Source organism: Kushneria phyllosphaerae, assembly GCF_900312995.1.
Lineage (GTDB): Bacteria > Pseudomonadota > Gammaproteobacteria > Pseudomonadales > Halomonadaceae > Kushneria > Kushneria phyllosphaerae.
Genome location: NZ_ONZI01000003.1, coordinates 113294 through 138485 on the forward strand (window position 1 = coordinate 113294; position 25192 = coordinate 138485).

Consider the following 25192-nt stretch of genomic DNA (forward strand, 5'->3'; position numbering starts at 1 on the left):
CCTGTGGAGGGTGGCGGGGTCCGCCGGTGTTAAAACGATAGGGAACCGACGACCGCTTTCATCCTGCGCCGCAAACTGACCCTGATCTCCAGACGCAAAAAAGCCGACCCTGAGGTCGGCTTTTGCAATTTGATCGTCGATGGTAGCGGGGGCCGCCGGTGTTAAAACGATAGGGAACCGACGACCGCTTTCATCCTGAGCCACAAACTGCCCCTGATCTCTAGACGCAAAAAAGCCGACCCTGAGGTCGGCTTTTGCAATTTAATAGTCGATGGTAGCGGGGGCCGGATTTGAACCGACGACCTTCGGGTTATGAGCCCGACGAGCTACCAGGCTGCTCCACCCCGCATCGACGTGCTGTGCATCTTACGCGATTTTGTCGTGGTGTCAATCGTTTGTGTCAAATTCCTGCAACATCGCCATGAGAGACTCAAGGCGCGGTGCAATACGCTGCCAGTCCTCCTGATCGATCGGGCCACTGGCCAGCAGCCGGCACTGCAGCTGCTCGATCTCTTCCATGGGCTCTGGCATGTTGCCCATGGCATCGTTAAGACGCGCCACCTGCACATCCAGTCGGCGCGAGGAGTCTTCGCTGCCCAGCGGTGCATCCACCAGAACAGACAGGTGCACGCGCAGGTGCTCAAGCCACTCCCGGGCCTTGGCCTGCTCACCGCTTGCGCGGCGATCATTACGCAGTCGGTGCGCTTCCAGCGCCTGAGAAGAAAGGGTCAGGGACGTCTCCACATTGTCGGCAGGTTCGCCCTGGAGTGCGCGACTGTCTGCGGCCACGTGCGCCTCAAGCAGCGGCTGCCACTGCTGCCAGCGTTCGGCCAGTGTGCCCAGGGCCAGACGATCCAGCCGCTCTCGACGATCTCGCAGAATGCCTTCCCAGCGCTTGAGCATGCCACCGGTACGGGGGCCGTTGGGCAGAGGCATTAGGTCATCGGCTTCGCGTTCGGCGTCAGCAAGGATGGTCTGGTCGGCGGCGGTGGCAGGGAACCACTGATCCAGCCGGTCGATCAGGGCCTGCATCTGATCGAGACGGCTGTCACGTTGCTGGCGCTGCTGATTGCGCTGAGCGTTGCGACGCTCAAAGATGGCATCACAGTGCTGGCGGAAAGCGCGCCACAGGGCCTGCTCTTCGCCTCTCGGGGCGCGGCCGAGTTCGCGCCAGCGGGTCTGCAGGGCCTTGGCCTGATCAGCTCGACGCTCATCATCAATATCGGCGTCTTCCAGCTCGCGAATCTCGTCCACCAGTGCCTGCTTGGCCTGAGCCACAGAGCGGGCCTGCTGATCGATCAGGGTCTGAAGGGCGCGTAGCGACCTTGTAAAGCGCTGACGCAGTTCGCTCTCTCGATCCCGGGGGACGGGGGACCACTGACGCCAGGCTTCTCTGGCGCGATCGCGAATGGTACGCAGGCTGTCGGGGTCTGAAGTGGCTGCCTTGTGGCTGATCAGCGTTTCCAGCTGCTCGCAGAGCCTTTCCCGTTCCGCGAGATTGGTTTCACGCTGCTGGTCACGGCGCTGATAAAAGCCGGCCAGCTGTTCGCGGACCAGATCCGAGGCCTGGCGAAAGCGGGTGGAGCGCTCGCGCGAGGCTGCTGCATCTCCCAGTGCCTTCCAGTCGCGCACCAGACGACGGTGCTGTTGATCCCGGGCCGGCTCGTCCATGTCTGCTGCTGCAAGGCCTTCCATGCCCTCGATCAGCTGTTCGCGCTTGGGGGCTGCGGCAAAGTTGCGCCAGTCACGCAGCTCATGGGTGCGCTGGCCAAGCTGGTTAAGGCGGGCCTGCAAGCGGTCGCGCTGATCCGAGGGAAGGCGCTGACGACGCTGCATCAGGCTGTCAAGCAGGCGCGTGGCTTCCTGAAGTTCACCGCGATCAAGCTGGCTTTCCAGCTGATCAAGCGACTGCTGGAACTGGTCGGGATCAAGCGTATTGCGCGGCGCCGAGTCGCTGTCGGTCGGGGCTGCGGGTTCGGGAAGATGCGTGAGCAGCGTCGGGCAGGGCAGCCCCTCCGGCCAGGCAATGGTACGTGTCAACCTTTTAATGGCCTGAAAGTCGCGGCTGTCGATGGCGCCGCGCAATGCCTGCTCATGTTCTTCAAAGCGTTGCCAGGCGCCGGTCAATTCGCTGGCCTTGTGGAGCAGTGCCTCGAAGCGTTTCTGGTCCTCCAGGCTCGGCGCAATGCGGTCGGTAAGATCGCGCCACTGTTCGGCCTGCAGCCTGAAGTGCGCCTGCAGCTGGGCCACGTCCTGAGCGTCGAGTGTGGCGTGATGCTCAAGATCCTTCAGGGCCTGTTCCAGTGAGCCAATGATGCGCTGGCTGTCGCGACGGGCCATGTCCATGGCCTGCTCGCGCGCCCGCTCTTCACGCTCGGCGTTGTCATGCTCCACCACGCGTGTGCTGGTGATCTGTTCAGCCTGATGAAACCGGTGGCGCTGTGATTCGTCTGCATCTTCGGCCAGTGAACGCCACTCGCGTACCAGATGGCGGTAACGTGCCGGCAGCATGGGCTCCCATGGCTGATCCGACAGTCGGGTCATGGCAGCAATCAGATCGTCACGCCGCTGCTGACGCGCATCCTGCTCGCGGCGCTGATCGCGACGCTGGTTGAGCCGGTCACGCGCGCTGCGCATGATCTGCTTGTCGCGACGTGCTTCCCGCGCCAGACGCTCAAGGCCCTCGTCGCTGTCGATGCGACTGGCAGCGGCCTGGCGTACGCCGGCAATCGAGTTCTGGCAAGCCTGTTCGATCAGGGCCTGCTCATCGCTGATGCGGGCCAGAGCCGCCAGACGCAACTGCTGATTGTCGGCGTGCGTGGCCATGTGCGTGACAAGGGCGGGATCGTCGAGCGTTTCCACTACCTGAAGACGCTGCTCCAGCGACAGAAGCGTGCGCTCCTTGCCGGTGAGCGTATCCAGCAGCGTGCGATACAGCGGATCGCCCGGCTCAAGCGTGGCCAGCAGCGTCTGATAACGCTCTGGCGTGGCCAGACGGGCGAGGGCGGCATGACGGACTTCAATGTTGTCGTCATGAAGCAGGGTTTCGAGTTTTTCGCGATCGCGCTCGACCGTCAGGCCGGCAATGGCTTCCTGACGGATACGGGGATCATTGTGACGCCAGCGTGGCGCAAACAGACGTTGTAGAAATCCGGGCATGAGATCGATGTCTTTCCAGGCAACTGGCGGTGGCTGAGTACCGGGCGATATGAGCGTTTTGACGTTGGAGGAATGATAACAGGCCTATACACGTGTGGCGTAGGGTTCCCTTTACGACAAGGCTTCTTTCAGAAGGCGTCGGTAACTGGCGACACCTGACAGACGCCGGCACACACCGTATGATCGTTAAGCGGAAACGCTATCATCGCTCAGGGCGTTCATTCATTATCCGACAGGAAACCGGGCATGAGTCTCAAGGTGGATCAGACGGCCACTGCCTTCACGTTCAAGGGCGGCATGCTGCCCATGACGGTCATGGAGCTTAACAGCCCTGACCCCGAACGTGTCAGTGCGCAACTGGCAGGCAAGCTGAGCCAGTCGCCGGCTTTTTTTCAGCATACGCCAGTGGTGTTGAGTGTTGAAAAACTTGATGATACCTCACTGGCGCTGGAGCGTCTTTGCGCCGTGTGCCGTTCGCACAAGCTGCTGCCGGTGGCAGTTAGGGGCGGCAGCGAAGGTATCAAGCAGTCGGCATGGGCACTGGGGCTGGGCTGGTTTCCACCTCAGGAGTCACGCGAGGCACGTACGCTGGCCTCCGTGACACCGCCTGCGCCGCAAGCGCCCGTGCTGGCAGAAGCCGGCAGTGGCGGTCGTATCTTTCGAGGGACGGTGCGCTCGGGACAGCAGATCAGTGCCGCCGAGGGCGATCTGGTGGTCGTGGGCGCCGTCAATGCCGGTGCCGAGGTGCTGGCAGCCGGCAGCGTCCACGTGTACGGACCGCTGCGTGGTCGTGCTCTGGCAGGCATTCACGGTGATCGTGAGTGCGGTATCTTCTGTCATGAGCTGCATGCCGAACTCCTGTCAGTGGCGGGCAATTACAAGCGCCTTGAGGATATCGATCCGTCACTGCTCAATACGACGGTTCAGGTCAGACTGAGAGACGATCAGTTATCCATAGAAGCACTCGTCTGACCGCGAAGCCCCCTTACAACGCAACAGTTACAGGAAGCGCATTTTGGCCAGGATCATCGTCGTTACATCAGGAAAGGGCGGGGTCGGCAAGACCACCAGCGCGGCAGCCATCGCTACCGGTCTGGCCTTGAGAGGCAACAAGACCGTCGTCATCGATTTTGATGTGGGCCTGCGAAATCTCGATCTGATCATGGGCTGTGAGCGTCGTGTGGTTTACGACCTGGTCAATGTCATTCAGGGCGAGGCGGGGCTCAATCAGGCCATGATCCGCGACAAGCGCTCCGACAACCTCTACATTCTTCCGGCCTCCCAGACGCGTGACAAGGATGCCCTGACGCTTGAGGGCGTCGAGCAGGTGCTTGAAAAGCTGTCGGAAGATTTCGACTATATCGTCTGCGACTCGCCGGCCGGTATCGAGCGCGGCGCTCAGCTGGCCATGTATTTCGCCGATGAGGCGATCGTGGTGACCAACCCGGAAGTCTCCTCGGTACGTGACTCCGACCGCATTCTGGGGCTTTTGGCCTCCAAGACCCGCCGCGCCGAGCAGAATCAGGATCCGGTAATTGAGCGGTTGCTGATTACCCGCTACGATCCCAACCGGGTGGATAGCGGTGATATGCTCAATCTTGAAGATATCCAGGAAATTCTGGCGATCAAGCTGATCGGTCTGATTCCGGAATCCGAAGCGGTGCTGCGCGCGTCCAACTCCGGGGTACCGGTGACGCATGATCAGGACAGCGACGCCGGTCAGGCCTATAGTGATACCGTGGCCAGGCTTTTGGGGGATGAAAAGCCGCTACGCTTTCATCTACTACAAAAGAGAAGTTTTCTGAGTCGGATCTTCGGCGGGGGGCGTCGGTGAAATTACTGGAATTTCTAAAGCGTGAGCGCAAGAAATCTGCCTCGGTCGCCAAGGAGCGACTGCAGATTATCGTGGCCCATCAGCGTGGTCAGCGAGGCCAGCCTGATTATATGCCGATGCTGGAGCGTGAGCTTCTTGAGGTGATCCGTCGCTATGTTCAGGTCGACCAGGACGCCATCAATATCAGTCTGGACAGCGAAGATGACTGTTCGGTGCTGGAGCTCAATGTAACCCTGCCCAACCGCGGTTAACGCCTTGCTTTCGTGCGCCCCTTCAGTGATGTGTGTCACTGAAGGGGCGCTATTGGTTGTTTACCCCCGTGATCCCTGTCTGGAGCCACTGCCTTGTCGGTCAGCTTTCTCTTTCACGACTACGAGACTTTCGGTGCCGACCCGCGCCGTGATCGTCCTTCCCAGTTTGCCGCCATTCGAACCGATGCGCAGTTCAATGAGATTGGTGAGCCCGAAGTCATTTATTGCCGCCAGAGTGATGACTATCTGCCTCAGCCGGTGGCGTGTCTTCTGACCGGAATTACCCCGCAGCAGGCCTCGCGTCGCGGCGTGCCCGAAACCGAGTTTGCCGGGCGTATTCTGGAGATGATGCAACAGAGTGACACGTGCACGCTGGGGTATAACTCGCTGCGCTTTGATGATGAGGTCACGCGACATCTGTTCTATCGCAACTTTATCGACCCCTATGCCCGCGAGTGGCAAAACGGTAATTCGCGCTGGGACCTGATCGATGCCGTGCGCGCCTTCTATGCGCTGCGCCCGGAAGGGATCGAGTGGCCCAAACGTGAAGACGGCAGCCCCAGCTTCAAGCTTGAGAAGCTCAGCGTCGCCAATGGTATCGAGCACGGCGATGCCCACGATGCGCTGGCCGACGTTCGGGCGACCATTGAACTGGCAAAGCTTTTGCGCGCGCGCAACGAAAAGCTTTTTGACTATCTGCTGGGCCTGCGCGACAAGCGCCGGGTCGCCTCGCTGCTCGATACCAACACCAGAAAGCCCATGTTGCATATTTCGCGGCGCTATCCGGCCAGTCGGGGCTGCAGTGCCCTGATCGCGCCGCTGGCCATGCACCCGACCAACCCCAACGGGGTGATCGTGGTGGATCTGGCCATGGACCCGACACCGCTGTTCGAGTTGAGCCCCGAGGCCATCGCCGAACGCGTCTTTGCCAGTGCCGATGAGCTGGCAGAGGGAACGTCGCGCATCCCGCTCAAGGTCATTCATCTCAACCGCAGCCCGGTGCTGATGCCGATCAAGGCCGTGGATGACGCCGTGGCCGAACGTCTGGGCATCGACCGGGAAGCCGCCGAGCGACACTGGCAGCAGCTGGCGGGCAGCGCCGATATCGCCACGCGCGTGGCGCAGGCGTTCAGCGGTGCGCCGCCGGAGCCGCCGGCCGACCCTGATCTGATGCTGTATTCGGGCGGTTTTTTCTCCAACAGTGACAAGCGCGAAATGGGGCGCATTCGCCAGACCCCGGTCGAAACGCTCGAGGCGCTGCAGCCCTCTTTTCAGGACCCTCGTCTGGAAGAGATGTTCTTTCGCTACAAGGCGCGTAACTACCCTGAAGTGCTGACCTCGGAGGAAAGCACGCGCTGGGAAAGCGATCGCTGGGAGCGCATGAATGACCCGAAGGTGGCCGCCATGACGCTGACCGGTTTTGCCCGCGAGATCGAACGGATCAACGCAGAGCTTGCCCACATGAGCGATCGTGAGCGTCAGTGCATTGAAGAGCTTGTCATGTACGTTGAGGCCATGATGCCGCCGCAGGCCTTTGGTTAGGCACGCGACGCTTTTGTGAAGGGCGCTGGCGTGAGCGCCGTGTTCTGATAAGGGAAAAGGGCGCCTCTCCTGAGGCGCCCTTTTTTAATACGCTGTAGCGCAGTGCCTCAACGCTACGGGGTAGTGACCAGAAACGGCTGCCAGGGCGCATCCACTATATTGGCGGCTATCCCGTCATCGGCCCCTGCAACCAGTATCGGACGTGATCGCAGTGCCTGCCAGGCGCTTTGAAGCTGTTCGCTTCGCTGCCGCTTGACGGCCTCTGCCAGCTGTTCACGGCGGTCAAAGCCGGTCCAGCCGTGTGCCAGTTCCTGCCACAGACGGGCAGTGATCTGGCCCAGACGCTGCTCCCGCTCGACAAGGCGCTCGGCCACTGCCTGCTGATAGGCCTCGATTTCTGCGTCCTCCATACCCATGACGGTCTCGTCAAAACCTGCCAGAAACTGCTCGATACGTGAACGCAGGGTCGTCGTGTCGTGATCCGGTGACTGCACCAGCAGCGCCAGTCCAGGCGTTTCGATCAGCGGCTGATAGCGTGCTGCAACCACATAGCCCAGCTGCTGCTCGGTTCTGAGCTGATTGAAAAAGGGCGCGCTGATCATCTGTCCCAGAATGGCCAGGCGGGCCTGATCTTCCAGTGTGTGGCCCTCGCCCTGCAGGTAATACAGCATGCCCGAATCGCCGCGTCGACTCTGTGGGCGCAGCAACGGCGGCGTGGCACGCGCGGTCAGCACTTTCAGTTCAGGAATGGCGTCCAGCGGTATCCGGGGTGACAGCCTCGCCCTGAGGGTTTCACCAAGCTCTCGGGCATGTTCGGCACTGGTGTCGCCGGCGGCGAGCGCCTGTACGTGCAGCGCACCAAGCCACTGATGGCGAAATTCCCGCAGCGTCTCGGGGGTGATCTCCTCAAGTGCTGCCAGCCGTGCCTCACTGGTCCAGCTCGGCGTGATCAGCGACTGAAGCAGCGCACGATTGAGCTGCTCGTGCAGGGCTGAACCGGGCTCATCCTGCCAGCGCCGCTTGAGGCTGCGACGCACGCGCTGGACATGGTGAGTGCTCATCTCGCCCTGCATGAGCTGTTCAAGCACCTGCGTCATCACCAGCTCCTGACGATCTCGCCAGCCTGAAAAGGACAGCGTCATGCCGCGTGCGTGGGCATGGGCGCTCATTCCCTGCCCGGCGAGTCGAGCCGGGTAGAGCGCATCGGACAGGCTGTCTTCCAGCCAGCGTGCCAGTAGCTCGGTCATGACCAGCTGTTGAACACGCTCACCTGCGTGTGGGCTCTGCAGGCTGATGCGCCATTCCACGCGCGGTGCCCCAAAGGCGCCCGTGGCATGCAGCCAGAGATCCAGTTCCGGGGTGTCCAAAAGGCATCGGGTCTCGGTGCTCCCGTCGTTGATCATGTCCAGATCCCGGGCGATGAACGCATTGGCCTGCGGCAGTGCCAAGCCTTCAAGCGCGGTCTCCCTCTGGCCCTGATAAACAGGCTGGTATTGCCATGGCGTGTCAAACCAGGGAGAGCGCAGCTCGCCGGTGACTTCCGGGCCGGTATACAGGCGCAGCAGATTGTCAGGCTTCAGATCCTTGAGATAGTCATGGATACGGACACCATCAAAGCTCTCCATCAAAAAGCCGGCCCGGCGTACTTCCTGGAGGGGGTAGCGCGCCATCGCCACCGAGAGCGCCGTGGCCAGCTGGGCGGGCGCCTGACGCTGCTGAAAGCGAAATTGCTGCTCGACCACGCGGGCCTGCTCGTCATAGCGCCACGATTTAACGCCCCGTTCCCGGATCAGCTCAATCCAGGCCATGAGCGCGGTCTGGATCTCGTCGAGATGCTCGCTGCCCTGGGGGGTAAGCTCGATGTTGACCATCAAAAGCGCGCGCCGGCCATCACCGCGGGCACTGCCGGCAGAGAGTCCGTCCGCCCAGCCGCGCTGTCGAAGGCAGGCCAGCAGGCTGCCGGGCGCTTCATGGCCAATCATGTGGGACAAAAACGAGACCGGCTTGAGCCGATAGTCCTGTTCGGGGTCGGGGATGGGAAAGAGAAAGCGGACCTGGTGCTGCTGATCCAGCGATTGCGCAGCCATGGCCGTGGGCAGCTGCTCATCGAGTATCAGCGGTTGGTCAATGGTGCGCCGGGTCAGGCCCCGGTCGGGAACCTCGCTGAAGTGCTCACGTGCCAGGGCCGACAGGGTGTCCAGGGACTGCGGACCGATCAGGGCCAGTGACATGGTGTTGGCATCGTAGTGTGCTTCGTGGAAGGCCACGAGAGCATCGCGCAGGGTTTGTTCGGGGAGGTCCCTGAGGGTGTCGAGGTTGCCAATGCTGAAATGGTTATAGGGATGCGCCGGGTTGAGCGCCTGGCTCAGGGCATCCTCGATGCGGCGGCCGTCGTCCTGCAGGCGTGCCTGATATTCGGCGTTAACGGCATGGCGTTCGCGCTCGACATAAGCCTCATCGAGCGTCGGGGCAATAAAAAAGCGACTAAAGCGTGTCAAGGCCGGAGCAAAAGCCTCTGGTGCAATGTCAAAGAAGTAATTGGTATCGCGCGGCGCGGTAAAGGCGTTGTGATGGCCGCCATGGGCGCCCAGAAACTGCTGATAGTCATTCGGGTCAGGGTAAAGGTCGGTGCCCAGAAACAGCATGTGTTCCAGAAAGTGGGCCAGCCCCGGAAAGCGTTCAGGGTTGAACGCACTGCCGGTGGCCACATTCATGGCAGCGCCGGCACGTTCGGCTTTTGCATCATGGACCAGCAGCACCTGCAGACCGTTGTCGAGCGAGAGTGCCTGGTAGTCGGCGCTATCGCCCGGGCCCGGGATGATGCGGATGTCCTGTCCATTGCTGGAAGAAGTCTTTGTGGTCATGGGTATCAACGTCGCTCGCGTGATCAGGGTCAGGGTCGCCCTGTGCACTTGAAGGTGTCTGGTGTACCGGCTAGTACCCGGTGGCGGGAATGGCGCCGCGTGTGGCCGTCAGCATGTGTCCGGTAGGGCGTGCACAGTGCCAGTGTTGATTGGCCGGGTCATTGACCAGCCGCTCGACCGGAAAGGCGCCGAGCAGGGCAGGCGGTGCCGGTGTGAGAAGTTCGCGCGCCTGTGCCAGTGGCGTCTCGGGAGAAAGCCAGGCAGCGGCCTGTTCGGCGCTGATGACAGCAGGGAAGCGGTCGGTCAGTGGCGTCAGCGGTGCATCAACCTCCACAGTGACAAGCGCCATGGAATCAAACGCCGTTTTGGTATCGGTCATGTATCGACACCAGATGCCTGCCAGCATGAAGGGTTCGCGGTCCACCCGGGTGACCAGAAAGGGCTGTTTCTGCCGCGGCAGCTGTTTCCAGATATAGACGCCGGACACCGGGATGAGACAGCGTCGGGCGCTGAAGGCTTCGCGAAACATGCGTCTTTCGTCAAGGGATTCGGCGCGCGCGCAGTGAGGTGCGTGGTCAAGGACCTTGAGCCAGGAAGGCGTCATGCCCCAGAAGGCACGGCCCAGATGAGTGTGGCCCTGTTCCAGGCGAAGCATTGACAGCCAGTGTCTGGGGGCAAGATTGGGGCTGGCAACGATGGGGCTGTCGATGACGAGGTCGTCGAGAAGCCGGGCAGTATTCAGTGCTTCAATGTACAAGCGCCCTGCCATGGCAATCTCCCCTGATAACATGAAAATGGTGAAGGATATGAACGCCTTGCTAAGGAAAGCTTTGAAATATCATGTGTCCGCGTATAAGCGTTGTTTACAGCCTGCATGTTTTCGGCATCGGTAATATCTCTTGCTTTTGAAAACAGGCTGGATATGCTGTATGAAAACAGTGTTCGATCACAAAATATAACAGGCAGGAATTTTCATGGCGCGCCCAAGACAGCATTCACCGGAAGAGCTGCATGCCAGCGTCATGGCGGCATGCGACAGCTGGCTCAAGGATCATCCCATACATGCCCTGTCCCTGCGCTCCATTGCTCGCGATGTTGGTTGTGCGCCCAGTACGTTGCTCAAGCTCTATGGCAGCTTCAACAATCTGCTTCAGTACGTCAACCTTGAAACGCTCGATAGCCTCAAGGGCCACATTGATACCTTTCAGACCGGGACGCCTGATGAGCGTCTGAGCGCTCTGGCCAGAGCCTATTGGAATTTCGCCCACAGCTATCCCCATCGCTGGCAGCTGCTGTTTGATTATCCGCTGGCCGAAGAGGGGGAGCTCGATACCCGACAGGGACGAATGATCGAGGCGCTTTTTTTGCGGGTCGAGGCCACACTCAAGGAAGTGCAGCCGCATATTGCCGACCTTGAAGCCAGCCGTCTGGCGCGCACCCTCTGGGGCAGCGTGCATGGTCTTGTACAGTTGGGGCTCAATCAGCGTCTGGGCTATGGCCAGGGGCAGGCACTTGAGGTGACCGAACTGTTGGATCAGCTTTTGCATACCATTCTGGCCGGGTTGCGTGCCGGGGGAGGCAAGCATTGAGAAATGTCCTGAGCCTGATGCGCAGTCGTTTTTTTGCGCCCTTTTTCTGGACTCAGGCGCTGGGCGCCTTCAACGATAACGTTTTCAAAAACGTGTTGTTGTTGCTGGTGACCTTTGTGGCCGTGCCTCGGCTGGGCTGGGATGCCGGGTTGATCAATAATCTGGCCGCAGCACTTTTCATTCTTCCCTATCTGCTGTTTTCCGCCTGGGGTGGGCAGCTTGCCGACTATCGCGACAAGCGACAGTTGATTATTGCGCTCAAGTGGCTGGAACTGGCCACCATGACCTGTGCGGCGCTGGCCATCTGGCTGGATGCCTACGCCCTGCTGCTGGGGCTTTTGTTCATGATGGGCACCCAGTCGGCGCTCTTCGGCCCGGTCAAATACGCCATTCTCCCCCAGCATGTTCAGCGCACCGAGCTGGTTCAGGCCAATGCCTGGGTCGAGATGGGGACCTTTCTGGCCATTTTGCTGGGAACACTCGGCGCCGGCATTCTCATGGCGCTCGGGGGCAGTCATGCCCGTGTGCTGATCGGCGCAACGCTGGTGGTGGTCTCCCTGTGTGGGCTGGGGGCAGCGCTGCTGGTCCCCCCGGCGCCGGCCCAGTCCCGTGGACAGTTAAAATGGCAGCCCTTTCGAGGCTCCTGGCAGGTGCTGTCGGCGGCCTGGCGAGCGCCGCGTATCTTTCGGGCCCTGATCGGGATCAGCATGTTCTGGTTTCTGGGGGCCTGTTACCTGACGCAGTTGCCGCTCTGGACCAGCCATGTCGTGCACGGTCAGGCCGGGGCCGTCACCATGCTGCTGGCGGCCTTTGCCGTAGGTGTAGGGCTGGGGTCACTGGTCTGTGCCCGCTTGTCTGCTGGCCGGCTGGAAGTGGGGCTGGTGCCCATCGGGGCCTTCGTGCTGGCGCTGGCGGGCCTTGATTTTGCCGTGCACCCGGCCCTGGGCGGCAGCATCAATACGCTGGCGGATCTTGTGGTCATGCCGCGTTTCTGGTGGATGCTGCTTGACCTGACCCTGATCGGAATCGGTGGCGGGCTTTATATCATTCCGCTTTATACGCTGGTGCAGATGCGCAGCAGCGATGAACACCGGGCACGCATGATTGCTGCCAACAATATTCTCAATGCGCTGTTCATGGTGCTGTCGGCGGCCTTTGGCGCCGTGATGATCGGGGTGCTCGAAGTTTCCCTGCATACCTTTTTTGCATCGCTGGCGGTCATTTCCCTGATCACGGCACTGGTCTGTGCCGTGCTGCAGGCACGCCCCATGATGCGCATCAGTATCTTTGTGCTGGTGCACATGTGGTATCGCCTGCGCATCCGGGGGATTGAAAATATTCCCGATGAAGGCGCCGCCATCGTGGTCTGTAACCATGTCAGCTTCATGGACGCACTGGTCATGGGTGGCGCCAGCCCCCGCCCGCTGCGCTTTTTGATGGACAAGCCCATTTACGAGTCGCCCGGGCTCAGTTGGTTTTTCCGTATGGCCGGCGCCATTCCGGTGGCCTCTGAGCGCCGTGACCCCAAGGGCATGCGGCGGGCGCTGGATATGGTCAGCAAGGCGCTGCAAAATGGAGAGGTGGTCATGCTGTTCCCCGAGGGACGTCTGACCCGCACGGGTCACATGAACGAGTTTCGCCGGGGAATTGACCTGATTTTAAAGCGTGACCCGGTGCCGGTTGTGCCGGCTGCGTTGTCCGGGCTCTGGGGGTCGTGGTCGTCGCGTTACGATGGCCTGCCGTTCAAGGGAATGCCCAGACGTTTTCGAGCCAGGGTCTGCCTGAGCTTCGGGGCGCCGGTTGACTCCCGGACCGTCACGCGCGAATCGTTACAGACAAGCGTTGGTGCACTCAAGACCAGTATTGATGGCTACGCCAACAACAAGCCCTTTCGCGCACCGGACACGCTGACGCAGGACGATGATGCCACGGGACAGGCGCCGCGCTAGAAAGGTGGGCGGCGGCGCCCGGCGGTTCAGGCCGTCAGCGGGGTGGGTAGTTCAACGGTCACGGCCAGCCCGCCCAGATTGCTTTCACCGAGATGAATCTGCCCGCCGTGGTGATGAACAATCTGTTCCACGATGCCCAGCCCCAGGCCGTGGCCGGTCACCTGCTCATCCAGACGTGTGCCCCGGCCCATCACCCGGCTTCTCTGATCCGGCGGGATGCCGGGCCCGTCATCCTCGACCAGCATGACGAACCGCCCCTCCTGAAAGGACATGGTTAGTCGGGCCAGGCCATGGGCCCATTTGCCGGCGTTATCCAGAAGATTGCCCAGAATCTCCAGCAGCTCGTCACGATCCCAGGGCAGAGGTGACAGGAGTGCGCTTTCATTGATGAAGGCGACATTGGTGTGAATCTCGCGAAGGGTCTCCAGCAGAGGCTGAATGTCGCTGTCAGGCTGAAAGCGCGCCGCGGCAGAGACTTCGCCGGTATCCAGTCGAGCGCGCTGAAGTTCTTTCTCCACCAGGCGGTGGATGTCATCCAGCCGGGCCTGCAAGGATCGACGCAGGTCGGGAAACTGCTCAAGCTCACGCCGCGCCAGCTGGGTTTCCATGACGGACAAGGGAGTTTTGAGGGCATGACCCAGGTTGGCTATGCCGTCACGAGAGCGGTTGAGCACGCGCTCGATGCGCTCCAGCTGATGGTTGAGCTCTTCAACGAACGGGGCAATTTCATCCGGCACCCGGGTTTCCAGCGCCATGCGCTTGCCTTCATGCAGCTGCGCCAGTTCGCGCTGCAATTTTTCCAGTGGCATGAGTCCCAGGCGAATCACGCGGCGTTGAATGAACACCAGTAGAATCGCCATGACGCCGCCCAGGCCCCAGATGCACAGGCGCAGCCAGTCCAGACGTCGGGTGACAGTGCTGTAATCCAACGCCGTGGTAATGGTGAAGTGGTGCTGACCGCGATGGTATTGCCCCGTCCAGGCCAGCAGGGACTGATTCTCCGGACCTTCCCGAATCTGAGCAGTATCGCCCTCTACCGGCTTGAGCCGGTGATCCCAGAGCGAGCGGGAGCGCAGGTGGATGGTGTTGTCGATATCAATGACAAAGTACTGACCCGAATACACCTGATTGAAGGAGGCGCGAAGACGTAGCGGATCGATCTGGACCTGGTGGTCCCGGTCGACCGGCAAGGTTGCCAGGCTTTCAGCATCCTCGCGCAGTCGTTCGGTCAGGTAGTCACGCAGGACGTAGTCAAAGAGCACCACGCTGCCGTGAGCCAGCAGCAGCATGACCACCAGTACCGAGGCCAGAAGACCCAGATCAAGACGACGTGTCAGTGACATCAGGCGACGACGCTGTCACCGCCGAAACGATAGCCTTGGCCCCGCTGGGTGACGATCACACCGCGGCCCAGCTTCTGGCGCAGGTGGTTGATGTGCACCTCGACCACGTTGGGATTGCGATCATGCTCACTGTCGTAGAGGTGATCGAGCAGGCGGTCCTTGGCGATGACGTGCTCGGGATGCAGCATGAGATAGCGCAGAATCGCAAATTCAGCACGGGTCAGATTGACCGGCGTTTCATTGGATGTGCGCCATGCGCTCTGGCCGTTTTCATCCAGCACGACCCCTGCCACCGAGATGGTCGGAGAGGGGCGCTGGCCGTGACGGCGGCGCACCAGTGCCTGAAGACGCAAAATCAGTTCATCGGGATGAAAGGGCTTGGGCAGGTAATCGTCGGCTCCGGCACGCAGTCCGGTAATCCGCTCACTCCAGCTGGAGCGGGCCGTTAAAATCAGAATGGGCGTGTCCAGCCCGTCGGCGCGCCACTGTTCCAGCAGCGTCAGGCCCGGACGGCCGGGCAACCCCAGGTCAAGAATGATGATGTCAAAGGGTTCGCTGGTGGCCATGACCGCAGCGTCACGACCATCCGTGCACCAGTCAACGGCGTAGCCGTTCTGGGTAAACAGGGCAGTCAGTTCGTCCGCAAGCGGGACATTGTCTTCAATCAATAGCAGCCGCATGGTTACCCCTTTAATCTTCTTCCAGATCCAGGTGCCTGCCGGTCACGGCATCGAATCGAAGCGCCCTTATTTGTCCATCATGATCGAGCATGTCGATCTCGTAAACATAACGTTGGTTGATACAGTCGAGCTTGGCTTCAAGCAGCTTGCCGCTGCGGTATTCGCGTGCCTTCTCGAGAATGGCCGGGAAGGGTTCGATATGGCCATTCTCGGTCATCTGCAGCACTTCATCCTGAGACACATCCTGACCTTCCTTGGGGCAGGCGCAGGCCGCTGCCGTGAGCGTCGGGAGCATCATCAGACAGCAAAGAAGCGATAGGCATCGTCGAATGCTATCCATGAACATCATGTTGACCTGTTGCACAAGCATCGTGCGAGAAAGTGAGCGATATCATCATGCGTTCCTGGAACGACCATCATGGATATCGCGCAACTTAACAAAACAGGCTTAATTCAATCCCAAAAGCGGGCCTGTGGCATGTGTTGGTCCGGGATTACTGGCGAGCATCACCGGCGCGTGTTGTACGTCGCTGGGTCTGCCAGCAGCGCGTTGACGTGATCAGGTTTTCCCTGATTTCAAGGATCTCGAGGCGAACAGGGCCGATCTCCAGGCTGGCAGGGGCATCGGGGAAGGACTCCAGATACTCCAGGATCAATCCATTGAGCGTCTTGGGTCCGCTGGTCGGAAACTGCCATCCCAGTACCTTGTTGATCTCACGAATATTGGCCGTGCCATCGATGATATAGCTGCCGTCATCCTGCTGATGAATCTCCTGATGCGTATCGGCGATATCGGTAGTGAATTCGCCCACGATCTCTTCGAGGATATCCTCGAGTGTCACAAGCCCCTGCACATCCCCATATTCATCGACCACAATGCCGATACGGCGCTTTTGCTGCTGAAAATTGAGCAGCTGGGTGTGCAGTGGGGTAGATTCCGGCACGAAATAGGGCTCGCGTGCTTCCTGCACGATGGAGGCCTTGCTGACGTTGGGCTGGGACATGATGCGTGCCGCGTTACGCAGATGCAGGATGCCGATGATGTTGTTGATGTCGCCCTTGTAGACCGGCACTCGCGTGTGCTGACTGGTACGGATCTCCGAAAGCAGCGCGTCCAGATCATCTTCAAGATTGAGCCCGACCACCTCGTGACGCGGCACCATGATGTCGTTGACCGTGACATTTTCCAGGTCAAGGATCGACAGCAGCATGGTCTGGTGCCGGCGTGGAATCATGGTGCCGGCTTCATGCACGACCGTGCGCAGTTCGTCGCGGGTCAGGTGGGCGGCGCTGCCATCGATCTCGCGGATACCGGCCAGGCGCAGCAGGCCGTTGGAAATGCCATTGACCAGCCAGACCAGCGGATAAAGAACGCGCAGCAGGGGCTCGAGAATCAGCGAGGCGGGAAAGGCGATCTTTTCAGGCCGCAGGGCAGCCATTGTCTTGGGCGTGACTTCTGCAAAGATCAAAACGATCAGGGTCAGAATCGCTGTAGAAATGGCCGGGCCGGAAACATCGCCAAAAAAGTGAATCGCAATAATGGTGCCGATCGAGGCGGCCAGGTTATTGACGAAGTTGTTGCCGATCAGGATGACGCCGATCAGACGGTCCGGGCGCGACAGCATGCGCAGCACCCGTTTGGCGGACTTGTGTCCCGTATTGGCCTGATGCTTCAACCGGTAGCGGTTGATGGACATCATGCCGGTTTCCGAGCTCGAGAAAAAAGCAGACAGGATAATGAGCAGCACGAGCAGGGCAAACATCAGCCCCAGGGGAGTGTCATCGCTCAAGGTCGGTGGATCCTCGGAATCGGTTGTCGGTCGTTTTTAGGAATTTGTGGCATGGGTGTCAAGGCGGCATTGGCAGGGGCTGCCTGAATGAAGGCCGGTCTACCCATGCAGCAACTGTACGATCAGCCTGGTGCCGAAATAGGCCAGTATCAACACGATGACGGCGCCCAGCGTCCAGCGAATGGCCCACAGACCGCGCCAGCCGCGCTGATAGCGTCCCCACAACAGGATTGAAAAAAGCACCCAGGCCAGCAGGGACAGCACGGTCTTGTGCACCAAATGCTGGGCAAAAAGATCGTTGATGAACAAAAAGCCGCTGATGATCGAGGCGGTCAGGCACACCATGCCATAGATGATCAGCTCGAACATTAGCCGCTCCATGGTCGTCAGCGGCGGCAGAACCTGAATGATGCCTCGAAGGTGGTTGTGCTTGAGCGCATGCGTCTGCACGCCCAGCAGTACGGCCTGGCCGGCGGCCATGATCAACAGCGCATAGGCCAGCACCGAGGTGGCGATATGCGTCAGCATTCCTGGCGTAAAGCCATATTCGATGCTGGATTGTGGAAAGCCGACGGCACCGATCACGCTCAGGGCGGCAAGCGGATAAAGGCCTACGGCGGCCGGCATCAGCGGCTTTTTGATGCTGGCCAGCAACAGCAGGGTGGCAATCAGGAAAAAGACCAGCGAGACCGTCTCGGAAATCCCCAGATGCAGGCCTTCATGCGCGCGCAGGGTGGTATAGACCACAATACCGTGGCCGATGACAGCCAGCGCGCTGGCGGCATTGACCAGCCCCTGGCGTAGAGGCAGGCGCCGGGTCAGGGACAGCATCTGGCGACAGGCGGCGGTGCAATAAAACACGACTGCCACAAGGGCAGAAAAAAGCGTGAGCATCGTTATGTGACAATCCGTATGGAAATCGCGAACCCGGCGTGCGCGTCGTGATGCAGATCACGGGGTTGGACTACTATACCGGGAGCCAACCTCGATCGAAACCGGGCATCACCGGGGTATCTTGCCCGCCTTCAGCACGAATCCTTGTCAGGCTGGTGCATGGCAGTCCCCTGAACCGTTATAATGTGCACCAACATTTTCCGGTCTCGGCATGGGCGCCTCTCACGTTTCTGCCGCCGCCGCTGCACCATCGGAGAAGCTCATGTTTGATAACCTGACAGATCGTCTCTCCCATACGCTCAGATCCGTGACCGGACAGGCACGACTGACCGAGGAGAACATCAAGGATACCCTGCGCGAAGTCCGTCGCGCGCTGCTAGAGGCCGACGTTTCGCTGGCCGTGGTCAAGGACTTTGTCGAGCGAGTGCGCGTGCGCGCCGTGGGTCAGGAAGTATCCAAAAGCCTTTCGCCGGGCCAGCAGTTCGTCAAGATCGTCCAGCAGGAACTGGAAGCCACCATGGGCGAGGGCAACGTGCCGCTCGAGCTCAAGCAGACCCCTTCCATCATCCTGATGGCCGGTCTGCAGGGGGCGGGCAAGACCACGTCCGTCGCCAAACTGGCCCGCTTTTTGCGCGAGCGTGAAAAGAAGAAGGTGCTGGTGGTGTCAGCGGACGTCTATCGTCCGGCCGCCATCGACCAGCTTGAAACGCTGGCCCATGAAGTCGGTGTTGAGTTCTTCCCCTCGACCAGTGAGCAGCAGCCGGTCGCGATCGCTGAAGCGGCCATTCGTCATGCCCGCATTCAGTTCTTTGATGTGGTGCTGGTCGATACCGCCGGGCGCCTGCATATCGACGAGACCATGATGGGCGAGATTCGCGATCTTCATCGTGCCATTTCGCCGCAGGAAACGCTGTTCGTCGTTGACGCCATGACGGGTCAGGACGCTGCCAACACAGCACAGGCCTTCCATGAAGCACTGCCGCTGACCGGTGTGATCCTGACCAAGGCCGACGGTGACTCCCGCGGGGGCGCTGCGCTTTCAGTGCGTCATATCACCGGCAAGCCCATCAAGTTCATGGGCATGGGGGAAAAGACCGACGCCCTCGAACCCTTCTATCCGGACCGTGTGGCCTCGCGCATCCTCGGCATGGGCGATGTGCTCAGTCTGATCGAGGAAGCCGAGCGCAAGGTCGACCGCGACAAGGCCGACCAGCTCTCCAAAAAGATCAAGAAGGGCGAAAGCTTCGATCTCGAGGATTTCCGCGACCAGCTCCAGCAGCTCAAGAACATGGGCGGTATGGGCAGTCTGCTTGAAAAGCTGCCCGGCATGGGACAGATGGCCGAGATGGCGCAGGGGCAGGCCAGCGAGAAGGAGTTTGGCAAGCTCGAGTCAATGATCAATTCCATGACGCCGAAAGAGCGCCGCAAACCGGATCTTATCAATGGGTCCCGCAAGCGTCGTATCTGTGCGGGTTCCGGCACGAGCGTGCCGGACCTCAATCGTCTGCTCAAGCAGCACAAGCAGATGCAGAAAATGATGAAAAAGATGGGCAAGAAGGGCGGCATGCAGAAAATGATGCGCAGCATGAGCTCCATGATGGGCGGTGGCGGCATGGGCGGCCCCGGCGGCGGTATGGGAGGAATGGGTGGCCCCGGCGGCATGGGGGGCTCGGGCGGTTTCCCGCGTCGCTGAGGAACGCCCGATTTCGCTTGCCTGGGAACTGCATTTATGCAGTTCCCAAGCCTTGAAATTTCCCGTAGAATACCGCGTCTTCGAGAAGCGGCGCGCCTGCGCACGGCGTTTTCCGGAATGAATTTTCCGGAGGTGCAAGTGATCAGGATGTTGCGCGCAACATGTTTATGGCCTCGTCGTGCTGTTGGTACGACGTTATTCCAACTGAAGGACTTTAAATGGTTACCATTCGTCTGGCACGTGGTGGCGCCAAGAAGCGTCCCTTTTATCACCTGCATGTGACCGATTCGCGCGTCAAGCGTGACGGCCGCTATCTGGAGCAGGTGGGCTTTTTCAACCCGATTGCCCGTGGTCAGCAGGAACGTCTGCGTATCGATCTCGAGCGCATCGAGCACTGGCAGTCCCAGGGCGCTCAGCTCTCTGATCGCGTTGCCGAGCTGGTGCGTTTTGCGCGCAAGCAGCAAACCGCTTCCGCCTGATACATTCTGGAATCGGTATGACGCAGTCGCCTGAGCATTACGTCGTCATGGGCAAGCTGACCAGCCCCTATGGCGTTAAAGGGTGGCTTCGCGTGTATTCGTGGACCAGCCCCATGGAGGGTATCCTCGCCTACGAAACCTGGCTGATCGAGCATAATGGGCAGCGAACGCCCATGACCCTGCTCAACGGTCAACGTCACGGCAAGGGACTGGTGGTTCGCCTTGATGGTGTTGATTCACGAGAAGCTGCCGAGCGTGTGGCGGGGGCTACCATCTGGCTCAAGGCCGATGAGCTGCCGGCACTGGCAGACGATGAGTACTACTGGTATCAGCTGGAAGGGCTCAACGTACATACGGTCGACGGTTTGGCACTGGGGCGGGTCGAATATCTTTTCGAAACCGGTGCCAACGACGTTCTGGTGGTTCGGGGTGAAGACCGCGAGCGCCTGATTCCATTTTTGCCGGATGACGTCGTCACACGGATTGATCTCGAGGGTGGTCTCATGACCGTCAACTGGGATCCCGATTTTTGATGATTGTCTTCCCTTCAGGCGAGTAATGGGCCGTGTGGATTGGAGTGGTATCGCTGTTTCCGGAAATGTTTGATGCCGTAACACGCTATGGTGTTACCGGGCGCGCCGTTGAGCGTGGTCTGATGCGCGTCGATTGCTGGAATCCGCGTGACTACGCTCTGGATCGCCATCGCAGCGTGGATGATCGTCCCTATGGGGGCGGCCCCGGCATGCTGATGAAGGTCGATACGCTGCGTAGTGCCATTGCCGAGGCCAGACGTCACGGCGAACAGCAGGCCGGCAGTGGCGATGAGCCGGTACGCGTGATCTATCTTTCCCCGCAGGGGAGAAGGCTGGATCAGGAAGGCGTCAGGCAGCTGGCCTCAAGCAGCAGGCTGGTGCTGGTTGCCGGGCGGTACGAAGGCATCGATGAACGCGTCATTGATCTTGATATCGATGAAGAGTGGTCCATCGGTGACTATGTGCTCAGCGGCGGCGAACTGCCTGCCATGGTGCTGTGTGATGCCATGGCGCGGCTGGTGCCGGGGGTGCTGGGTCATCAGGCCTCTGCTGAAGAAGATTCCTTCAGTGCCGGACTGCTGGACTGTCCGCATTACACGCGTCCGGAAGAAGTGGATGGACGACGGGTGCCAGAGATACTGCTGGGTGGTCATCACGGCGAAATTCGCCGGTGGCGGCTTAAGCAGTCGCTGGGAAGAACCTGGCAGCGTCGGCCGGAACTGCTGCAGGAGATGACACTCGACCGCGAACAGCGTCAACTGCTGGACGAGTTCATCGACGAACACGCATCGGTGGATGCCGATGCGGCGGTGCGGGATTAAAGAGCCATCGCTCAAATAATGCCGCGTCACCCACGAATCGACCCCGCGCATGTCGCCGGGATCAAGGACGCTGGTGTTGCAGACACTGCTACCGGGTCCAGTCACATTGGAGAAATGTCATGAGCAGCAAAAACCTGATTATCCAGGCGCTTGAAAACGAGCAGCTGGACAGGGAAATCCCGAATTTCGGCCCCGGCGACACTGTCGTGGTACAGGTCAAGGTCGTGGAAGGCAGCCGTGAGCGTCTGCAGGCGTTCGAAGGCGTTGTCATCGGCAAGCGTAATCGCGGCCTGAACTCGGCATTCACCGTGCGCAAGATCTCTCACGGTGTGGGCGTTGAGCGTACTTTCCAGACCTATAGCCGTCAGGTTGACAGCATTGAAGTGCGTCGCCGTGGTGACGTTCGTCAGGCGAAGCTTTACTACCTGCGCGATCGCAGCGGCAAGTCTGCACGTATCAAGGAAAAGCTCGCCAAGAAGTCCTGAGCCTTTCCGTTACTGCCCGGGTTCATCGGGCAGTTTCCCAAAGACCCCGCACCATGCATCATGGGCGGGGTTTTTGTCTGTCTGGAACCGGTCTGTCTGGAGCCGGTCTGTGCAACATCAGAACGGGCGCGCCATAAAGGCCTGCCCGAATCACGGTCGTGTTTTCATGAGAAACTGTCATGTCCAGCCAGCTGATTGATGCTTTTCTTGATGCGCTATGGCTTGAGCGTGGTGCCAGCATGCACACGCTGGATGCCTACCGCCGTGACCTGATGCACTGGCAGCGTTATCTGTCACGTCACGACATGAGCCTTTTGGCGCCGGATAGTCAGACCTATCAAAATCTTATTGATGAACGACGCCGTGATGGCTATCAGGCGCGCTCCGATGCCCGACTGACCTCCAGCCTGCGCCGCTTTTATCGCTGGGCACTGGTCACCGGCCAGATCCACAGCGACCCGCTGGCCGATATCGTGGCGCCTCGAGCCAGTGCAGGGCTGCCTGGCACACTCGAGGAAGAAGAGGTCGAGCGCCTGCTCGGCGCCCCGGATGTGACCACTGCTTTGGGGCTGCGCGACCGGGCCATGCTGGAGGTGCTTTACAGCTGTGGGCTGCGTGTCTCCGAGCTGGTCGGGTTACGGGTGGACAGCATCAACCTGCGCCAGGGGGTGGTGCGGGTGCTGGGCAAGGGCGACGCCGAACGGCTGGTGCCAATGGGGGAGCCCGCCATGGAGTGGCTGGAACGCTATCTGCGCGAAGGGCGTGGTGAGCTGATGACAGACATTACCCGGGCGCCCCTGTTTCCAGGGCGCAGCAATGGTTTCATGATGCGACAGACCTTCTGGTATCGCATCAAGCACCATGCTACCCGAGCGGGTATCGACGCGTCGCTGTCGCCACATACCCTGCGTCATGCCTTTGCCACGCACCTGCTCAATCACGGTGCCAATCTGCGTGTCCTGCAGGAACTTCTCGGTCATCGTGACCTCTCTACCACACAGATTTACACTCGAGTGGCTCAGGCGCGTCTTGAAGCCATTCATGCCAAACATCACCCAAGGGGCTGAATTACCCATGTCCATATCGCCTGCTTTCTCCTTTCGTTCGTTTTTGACCGGTGTACTGCTGGCGGGTGCCGTACTGGCCCCGGCGGCTCAGGCCGATGACGCCGATGTGCCCGGAGATCTGGCCGATCACCTGATCGTCAACGGCCAGTCGATGCCGGTTCGCGCGGTGGAGGCATCGCCCCTGCCGGGTCTTTATGAGGTCCAGCTTGAAGGCGGTCAGACGCTCTACAGCGATCGGGACGGCAAGTATCTACTGGTGGGCGATCTTTACCGCAATGACAGCGGGCAGATGGTCAATCTGACCGAGCAGAAACAGCAGCAGCATCGCGTGGAACTGCTCAAGCAGGTGTCCGACAAGGATACGGTCGTATTTCGGCCTGCCGGTGAGGTCAAGGCCGTGATCAACGTCTTTACCGATACCACCTGCCCGTACTGCCGCAAGTTTCATGAAGAAGTGCCTGAGCTCAACAAGCGTGGTATCGAGGTGCGCTATCTGGCCTTTCCACGTGCCGGCATGCAGGGCGAAGGGGCGCGTGAGCTCGGTCAGGTCTGGTGCAATGACAATCGCAGCGAGGCACTGACCCAGGCCATGAAGGGCAAGAAGCTCAAGGGTACCTCCAGCTGTGACACGCCCATCGAGTCGCAGTTTGCGCTGGGCAAGCAGATGGCCATCCAGGGAACGCCGGCGCTGATCCTCCCTGATGGGCGCATGATCCCGGGCTATGTACCAGTGGATCGACTGGTCGGCATGCTGGACCTGGAGAATTAATCACAAGGCATTCATGGAAGCCGTGCAGGGCGTTACACTGCTTCTCCTCCCGGTGTCCTGACCGTACCGGGAAAACAGTCATGCAGCGTTGAGATCAGTAGACCAGGGGGCAAGACGGTGGAACCGGTAAAGGTAGGCATTTGCGGACTGGGGACCGTGGGCAGCGGCACGTTCAATGTATTGGTGCGTAATGCGCTGGACATTGAGCGCCGCGCCGGGCGCGCCATTGTGGTAGAGCAGATCGGTGCGCGGCGCGATAATCCGCAGGTGGATCTGACCGGGGTCAACGTCACTCGTGATGTCTTCGAGGTGGCCCGAAACCCTGATATCGATGTCGTGGTCGAACTGATCGGTGGCTACGACGTGGCCCGCGAGCTGGTGCTGGAAGCCATTCGTCATGGCAAGCACGTCGTCACTGCCAACAAGGCCCTGATCGCCGTGCACGGCAACGAGATCTTTCGCGCGGCAGCCGAACAGGGCGTGATAGTCGCCTTTGAAGCGGCCGTGGCCGGTGGCATTCCGGTCATCAAGTCGCTGCGCGAGGGACTGGGTGCCAACCGCATTCAGTGGGTGGCCGGCATTATCAACGGCACCGGCAACTACATTCTGACCCACATGCGTGACGAGGGCCGGGCCTTTGAGGACGTGCTGGCCGAAGCGCAGGCGCTGGGGTATGCCGAAGCCGACCCGACCTTTGACGTCGAAGGCATCGATGCGGCCCACAAGCTGACCATTCTGGCCTCGATCGCCTATGGTGTGCCGTTGCAGTTCGAGCGTGCCTATACCGAAGGGATTTCGCGCATCACCTTTGATGACGTGAAACAGGCCGAGGCGCTGGGCTACATCATCAAGCACCTGGGCATCTCAAAGCGTACCGGTGAAGGCATTGAGCTGCGGGTGCACCCGGCGCTTGTTCCCAAAGAGCAACTGCTGGCCAACGTGCACGGCGTCAAGAATGCCATCGAAGTCATGGGCGACGCCGTGGGGCCGACGCTCTACTACGGTGCGGGGGCCGGCGCCGAGCCGACGGCCTCGGCAGTGGTGGCCGACCTGCTGGATGTGGCGCGCGACATGGCGACCCACCATGACTATCGCACCCCCTATCTGGCCTTCAGCGGTATTGTGGAAGGCGATGAGAGTCTGCCGATCCTGCCGATGGAGAACATCGTCACGGCCTATTATCTGCGCCTTCTGGCAGTGGATCGTCCGGGCGTGCTGGCGCGTGTGGCCACCATTCTGGCCGAGCAGGGGGTCAGCATCGAGGCGCTGATCCAGAAGGAAGCCACCGAAGGCGAGCTGGTGCCGATCATTATCACGACTCATCGCACCCGTGAAGCCAACATGAACGAAGCAATCCGACAGCTTGAAGCGCTGGCCGATATCGCCGGGCCGCTCACCCGAATTCGCATCGAACACCTTGACGAAAACGTCTGATCAGGGGCGCACAGAC

At 60.3% G+C, this 25192-nt stretch carries 22 protein-coding genes and 1 tRNA gene; 14 read left to right on the forward strand and 9 right to left on the reverse strand.

The features are described 5' to 3' along the window. Positions 1-272 precede the first annotated feature (272 nt). Together KSP9073_RS10470 and KSP9073_RS10475 are read right to left on the reverse strand one after the other, a co-directional pair. Positions 273-349: transfer RNA gene (locus KSP9073_RS10470), tRNA-Met, on the reverse strand. Positions 350-387: 38 nt separating this feature from the next. Beyond that, positions 388-3159 (reverse strand): DUF349 domain-containing protein, encoded by a 2772-nt coding sequence (locus KSP9073_RS10475; RefSeq protein WP_108842925.1) that lies wholly within the window; start codon positions 3157-3159, stop codon positions 388-390. A 246-nt stretch (positions 3160-3405) separates the two neighbouring features. Here KSP9073_RS10475 and minC point away from each other — a divergent pair, with 246 nt between their 5' ends. The 4 genes from minC to sbcB all read left to right on the forward strand — a co-directional run bounded on the left by minC (position 3406) and on the right by sbcB (position 6786). Next, positions 3406-4131: a septum site-determining protein MinC gene (gene minC, locus KSP9073_RS10480; protein ID WP_108842926.1), complete on the forward strand. Its 726-nt coding sequence runs from the start codon at positions 3406-3408 to the stop codon at positions 4129-4131. 43 nt (positions 4132-4174) lie between these two features. Further along, positions 4175-4993: a septum site-determining protein MinD gene (gene minD / locus KSP9073_RS10485; protein ID WP_108842927.1), complete on the forward strand. Its 819-nt coding sequence runs from the start codon at positions 4175-4177 to the stop codon at positions 4991-4993. Further along, a complete protein-coding gene (gene minE, locus KSP9073_RS10490) occupies positions 4990-5244 on the forward strand; it encodes a cell division topological specificity factor MinE (RefSeq protein ID WP_108842928.1) in 255 nt (84 codons plus the stop codon). The genes minD and minE overlap by 4 nt, the downstream gene beginning before the upstream one ends. Positions 5245-5319: 75 nt before the next feature. After that, positions 5320-6786 (forward strand): exodeoxyribonuclease I, encoded by a 1467-nt coding sequence (gene sbcB, locus KSP9073_RS10495; RefSeq protein ID WP_165814255.1) that lies wholly within the window; start codon positions 5320-5322, stop codon positions 6784-6786. Between the two features lie 113 nt (positions 6787-6899). On the opposite strand, the gene KSP9073_RS10500 is transcribed toward sbcB, so the two are convergent. Together KSP9073_RS10500 and KSP9073_RS10505 are read right to left on the reverse strand one after the other, a co-directional pair. Next, complete coding sequence (locus tag KSP9073_RS10500) at positions 6900-9650, reverse strand: insulinase family protein (protein WP_108842930.1); 2751 nt, start codon at positions 9648-9650, stop codon at positions 6900-6902. A 70-nt stretch (positions 9651-9720) separates the two neighbouring features. Further along, the gene (locus KSP9073_RS10505; RefSeq protein WP_108842931.1) at positions 9721-10419 is read right to left on the reverse strand and encodes an SOS response-associated peptidase; all 699 of its coding nucleotides are present in this window, start codon (positions 10417-10419) and stop codon (positions 9721-9723) included. A gap of 205 nt (positions 10420-10624) precedes the next feature. Here KSP9073_RS10505 and KSP9073_RS10510 point away from each other — a divergent pair, with 205 nt between their 5' ends. Further along, on the forward strand, positions 10625-11239 hold the full coding sequence (locus KSP9073_RS10510; RefSeq protein WP_108842932.1) for a TetR/AcrR family transcriptional regulator: 615 nt from the start codon (positions 10625-10627) through the stop codon (positions 11237-11239). A 17-nt stretch (positions 11240-11256) separates the two neighbouring features. After that, positions 11257-13188 carry an MFS transporter gene (locus KSP9073_RS10515; protein WP_108842933.1) on the forward strand — a complete coding sequence of 644 codons (1932 nt, stop codon included), beginning with the start codon at positions 11257-11259 and terminating at the stop codon, positions 13186-13188. Between the two features lie 26 nt (positions 13189-13214). On the opposite strand, the gene KSP9073_RS10520 is transcribed toward KSP9073_RS10515, so the two are convergent. The 5 genes from KSP9073_RS10520 to KSP9073_RS10540 form a co-directional block, all read right to left on the reverse strand. Next, positions 13215-14531, reverse strand: a complete 1317-nt coding sequence (locus KSP9073_RS10520) for a sensor histidine kinase (protein ID WP_108842934.1) — start codon at positions 14529-14531, stop codon at positions 13215-13217. Next, on the reverse strand, positions 14531-15211 hold the full coding sequence (locus KSP9073_RS10525) for a response regulator transcription factor (protein WP_108842935.1): 681 nt from the start codon (positions 15209-15211) through the stop codon (positions 14531-14533). Before KSP9073_RS10525 ends, KSP9073_RS10520 begins: the two co-directional genes overlap by 1 nt. A 10-nt stretch (positions 15212-15221) precedes the next feature. Continuing rightward, entirely contained in the window at positions 15222-15551 is a 330-nt protein-coding gene (locus tag KSP9073_RS10530; protein WP_133241013.1) for a PepSY domain-containing protein, read from the reverse strand. Between the two features lie 154 nt (positions 15552-15705). Next, positions 15706-17001, reverse strand: coding sequence for an HlyC/CorC family transporter (locus tag KSP9073_RS10535; RefSeq protein ID WP_108842937.1), 1296 nt, complete (start codon positions 16999-17001; stop codon positions 15706-15708). A gap of 99 nt (positions 17002-17100) precedes the next feature. Continuing rightward, positions 17101-17895, reverse strand: coding sequence for a cytochrome C assembly family protein (locus KSP9073_RS10540; RefSeq protein ID WP_108842938.1), 795 nt, complete (start codon positions 17893-17895; stop codon positions 17101-17103). Between the two features lie 262 nt (positions 17896-18157). Here KSP9073_RS10540 and ffh point away from each other — a divergent pair, with 262 nt between their 5' ends. From ffh to KSP9073_RS10580, 8 genes are all read left to right on the forward strand, one after another. Further along, positions 18158-19588: a signal recognition particle protein gene (gene ffh / locus KSP9073_RS10545; protein ID WP_108842939.1), complete on the forward strand. Its 1431-nt coding sequence runs from the start codon at positions 18158-18160 to the stop codon at positions 19586-19588. 218 nt (positions 19589-19806) lie between these two features. Continuing rightward, positions 19807-20067: a 30S ribosomal protein S16 gene (gene rpsP, locus KSP9073_RS10550; protein ID WP_108842940.1), complete on the forward strand. Its 261-nt coding sequence runs from the start codon at positions 19807-19809 to the stop codon at positions 20065-20067. A 17-nt stretch (positions 20068-20084) separates the two neighbouring features. Then, positions 20085-20600: a ribosome maturation factor RimM gene (gene rimM / locus KSP9073_RS10555; RefSeq protein WP_108842941.1), complete on the forward strand. Its 516-nt coding sequence runs from the start codon at positions 20085-20087 to the stop codon at positions 20598-20600. 32 nt (positions 20601-20632) lie between these two features. After that, positions 20633-21421, forward strand: coding sequence for a tRNA (guanosine(37)-N1)-methyltransferase TrmD (trmD, locus tag KSP9073_RS10560; protein ID WP_108842942.1), 789 nt, complete (start codon positions 20633-20635; stop codon positions 21419-21421). A gap of 119 nt (positions 21422-21540) precedes the next feature. Further along, entirely contained in the window at positions 21541-21906 is a 366-nt protein-coding gene (gene rplS, locus KSP9073_RS10565) for a 50S ribosomal protein L19 (RefSeq protein ID WP_086620701.1), read from the forward strand. A gap of 179 nt (positions 21907-22085) precedes the next feature. Further along, a complete protein-coding gene (gene xerD, locus KSP9073_RS10570; protein ID WP_108842943.1) occupies positions 22086-22973 on the forward strand; it encodes a site-specific tyrosine recombinase XerD in 888 nt (295 codons plus the stop codon). 7 nt (positions 22974-22980) lie between these two features. Further along, on the forward strand, positions 22981-23742 hold the full coding sequence (locus tag KSP9073_RS10575; protein WP_165814225.1) for a DsbC family protein: 762 nt from the start codon (positions 22981-22983) through the stop codon (positions 23740-23742). Between the two features lie 117 nt (positions 23743-23859). After that, positions 23860-25176 carry a homoserine dehydrogenase gene (locus KSP9073_RS10580; RefSeq protein ID WP_108842945.1) on the forward strand — a complete coding sequence of 439 codons (1317 nt, stop codon included), beginning with the start codon at positions 23860-23862 and terminating at the stop codon, positions 25174-25176. Positions 25177-25192: the final 16 nt, after the last annotated feature.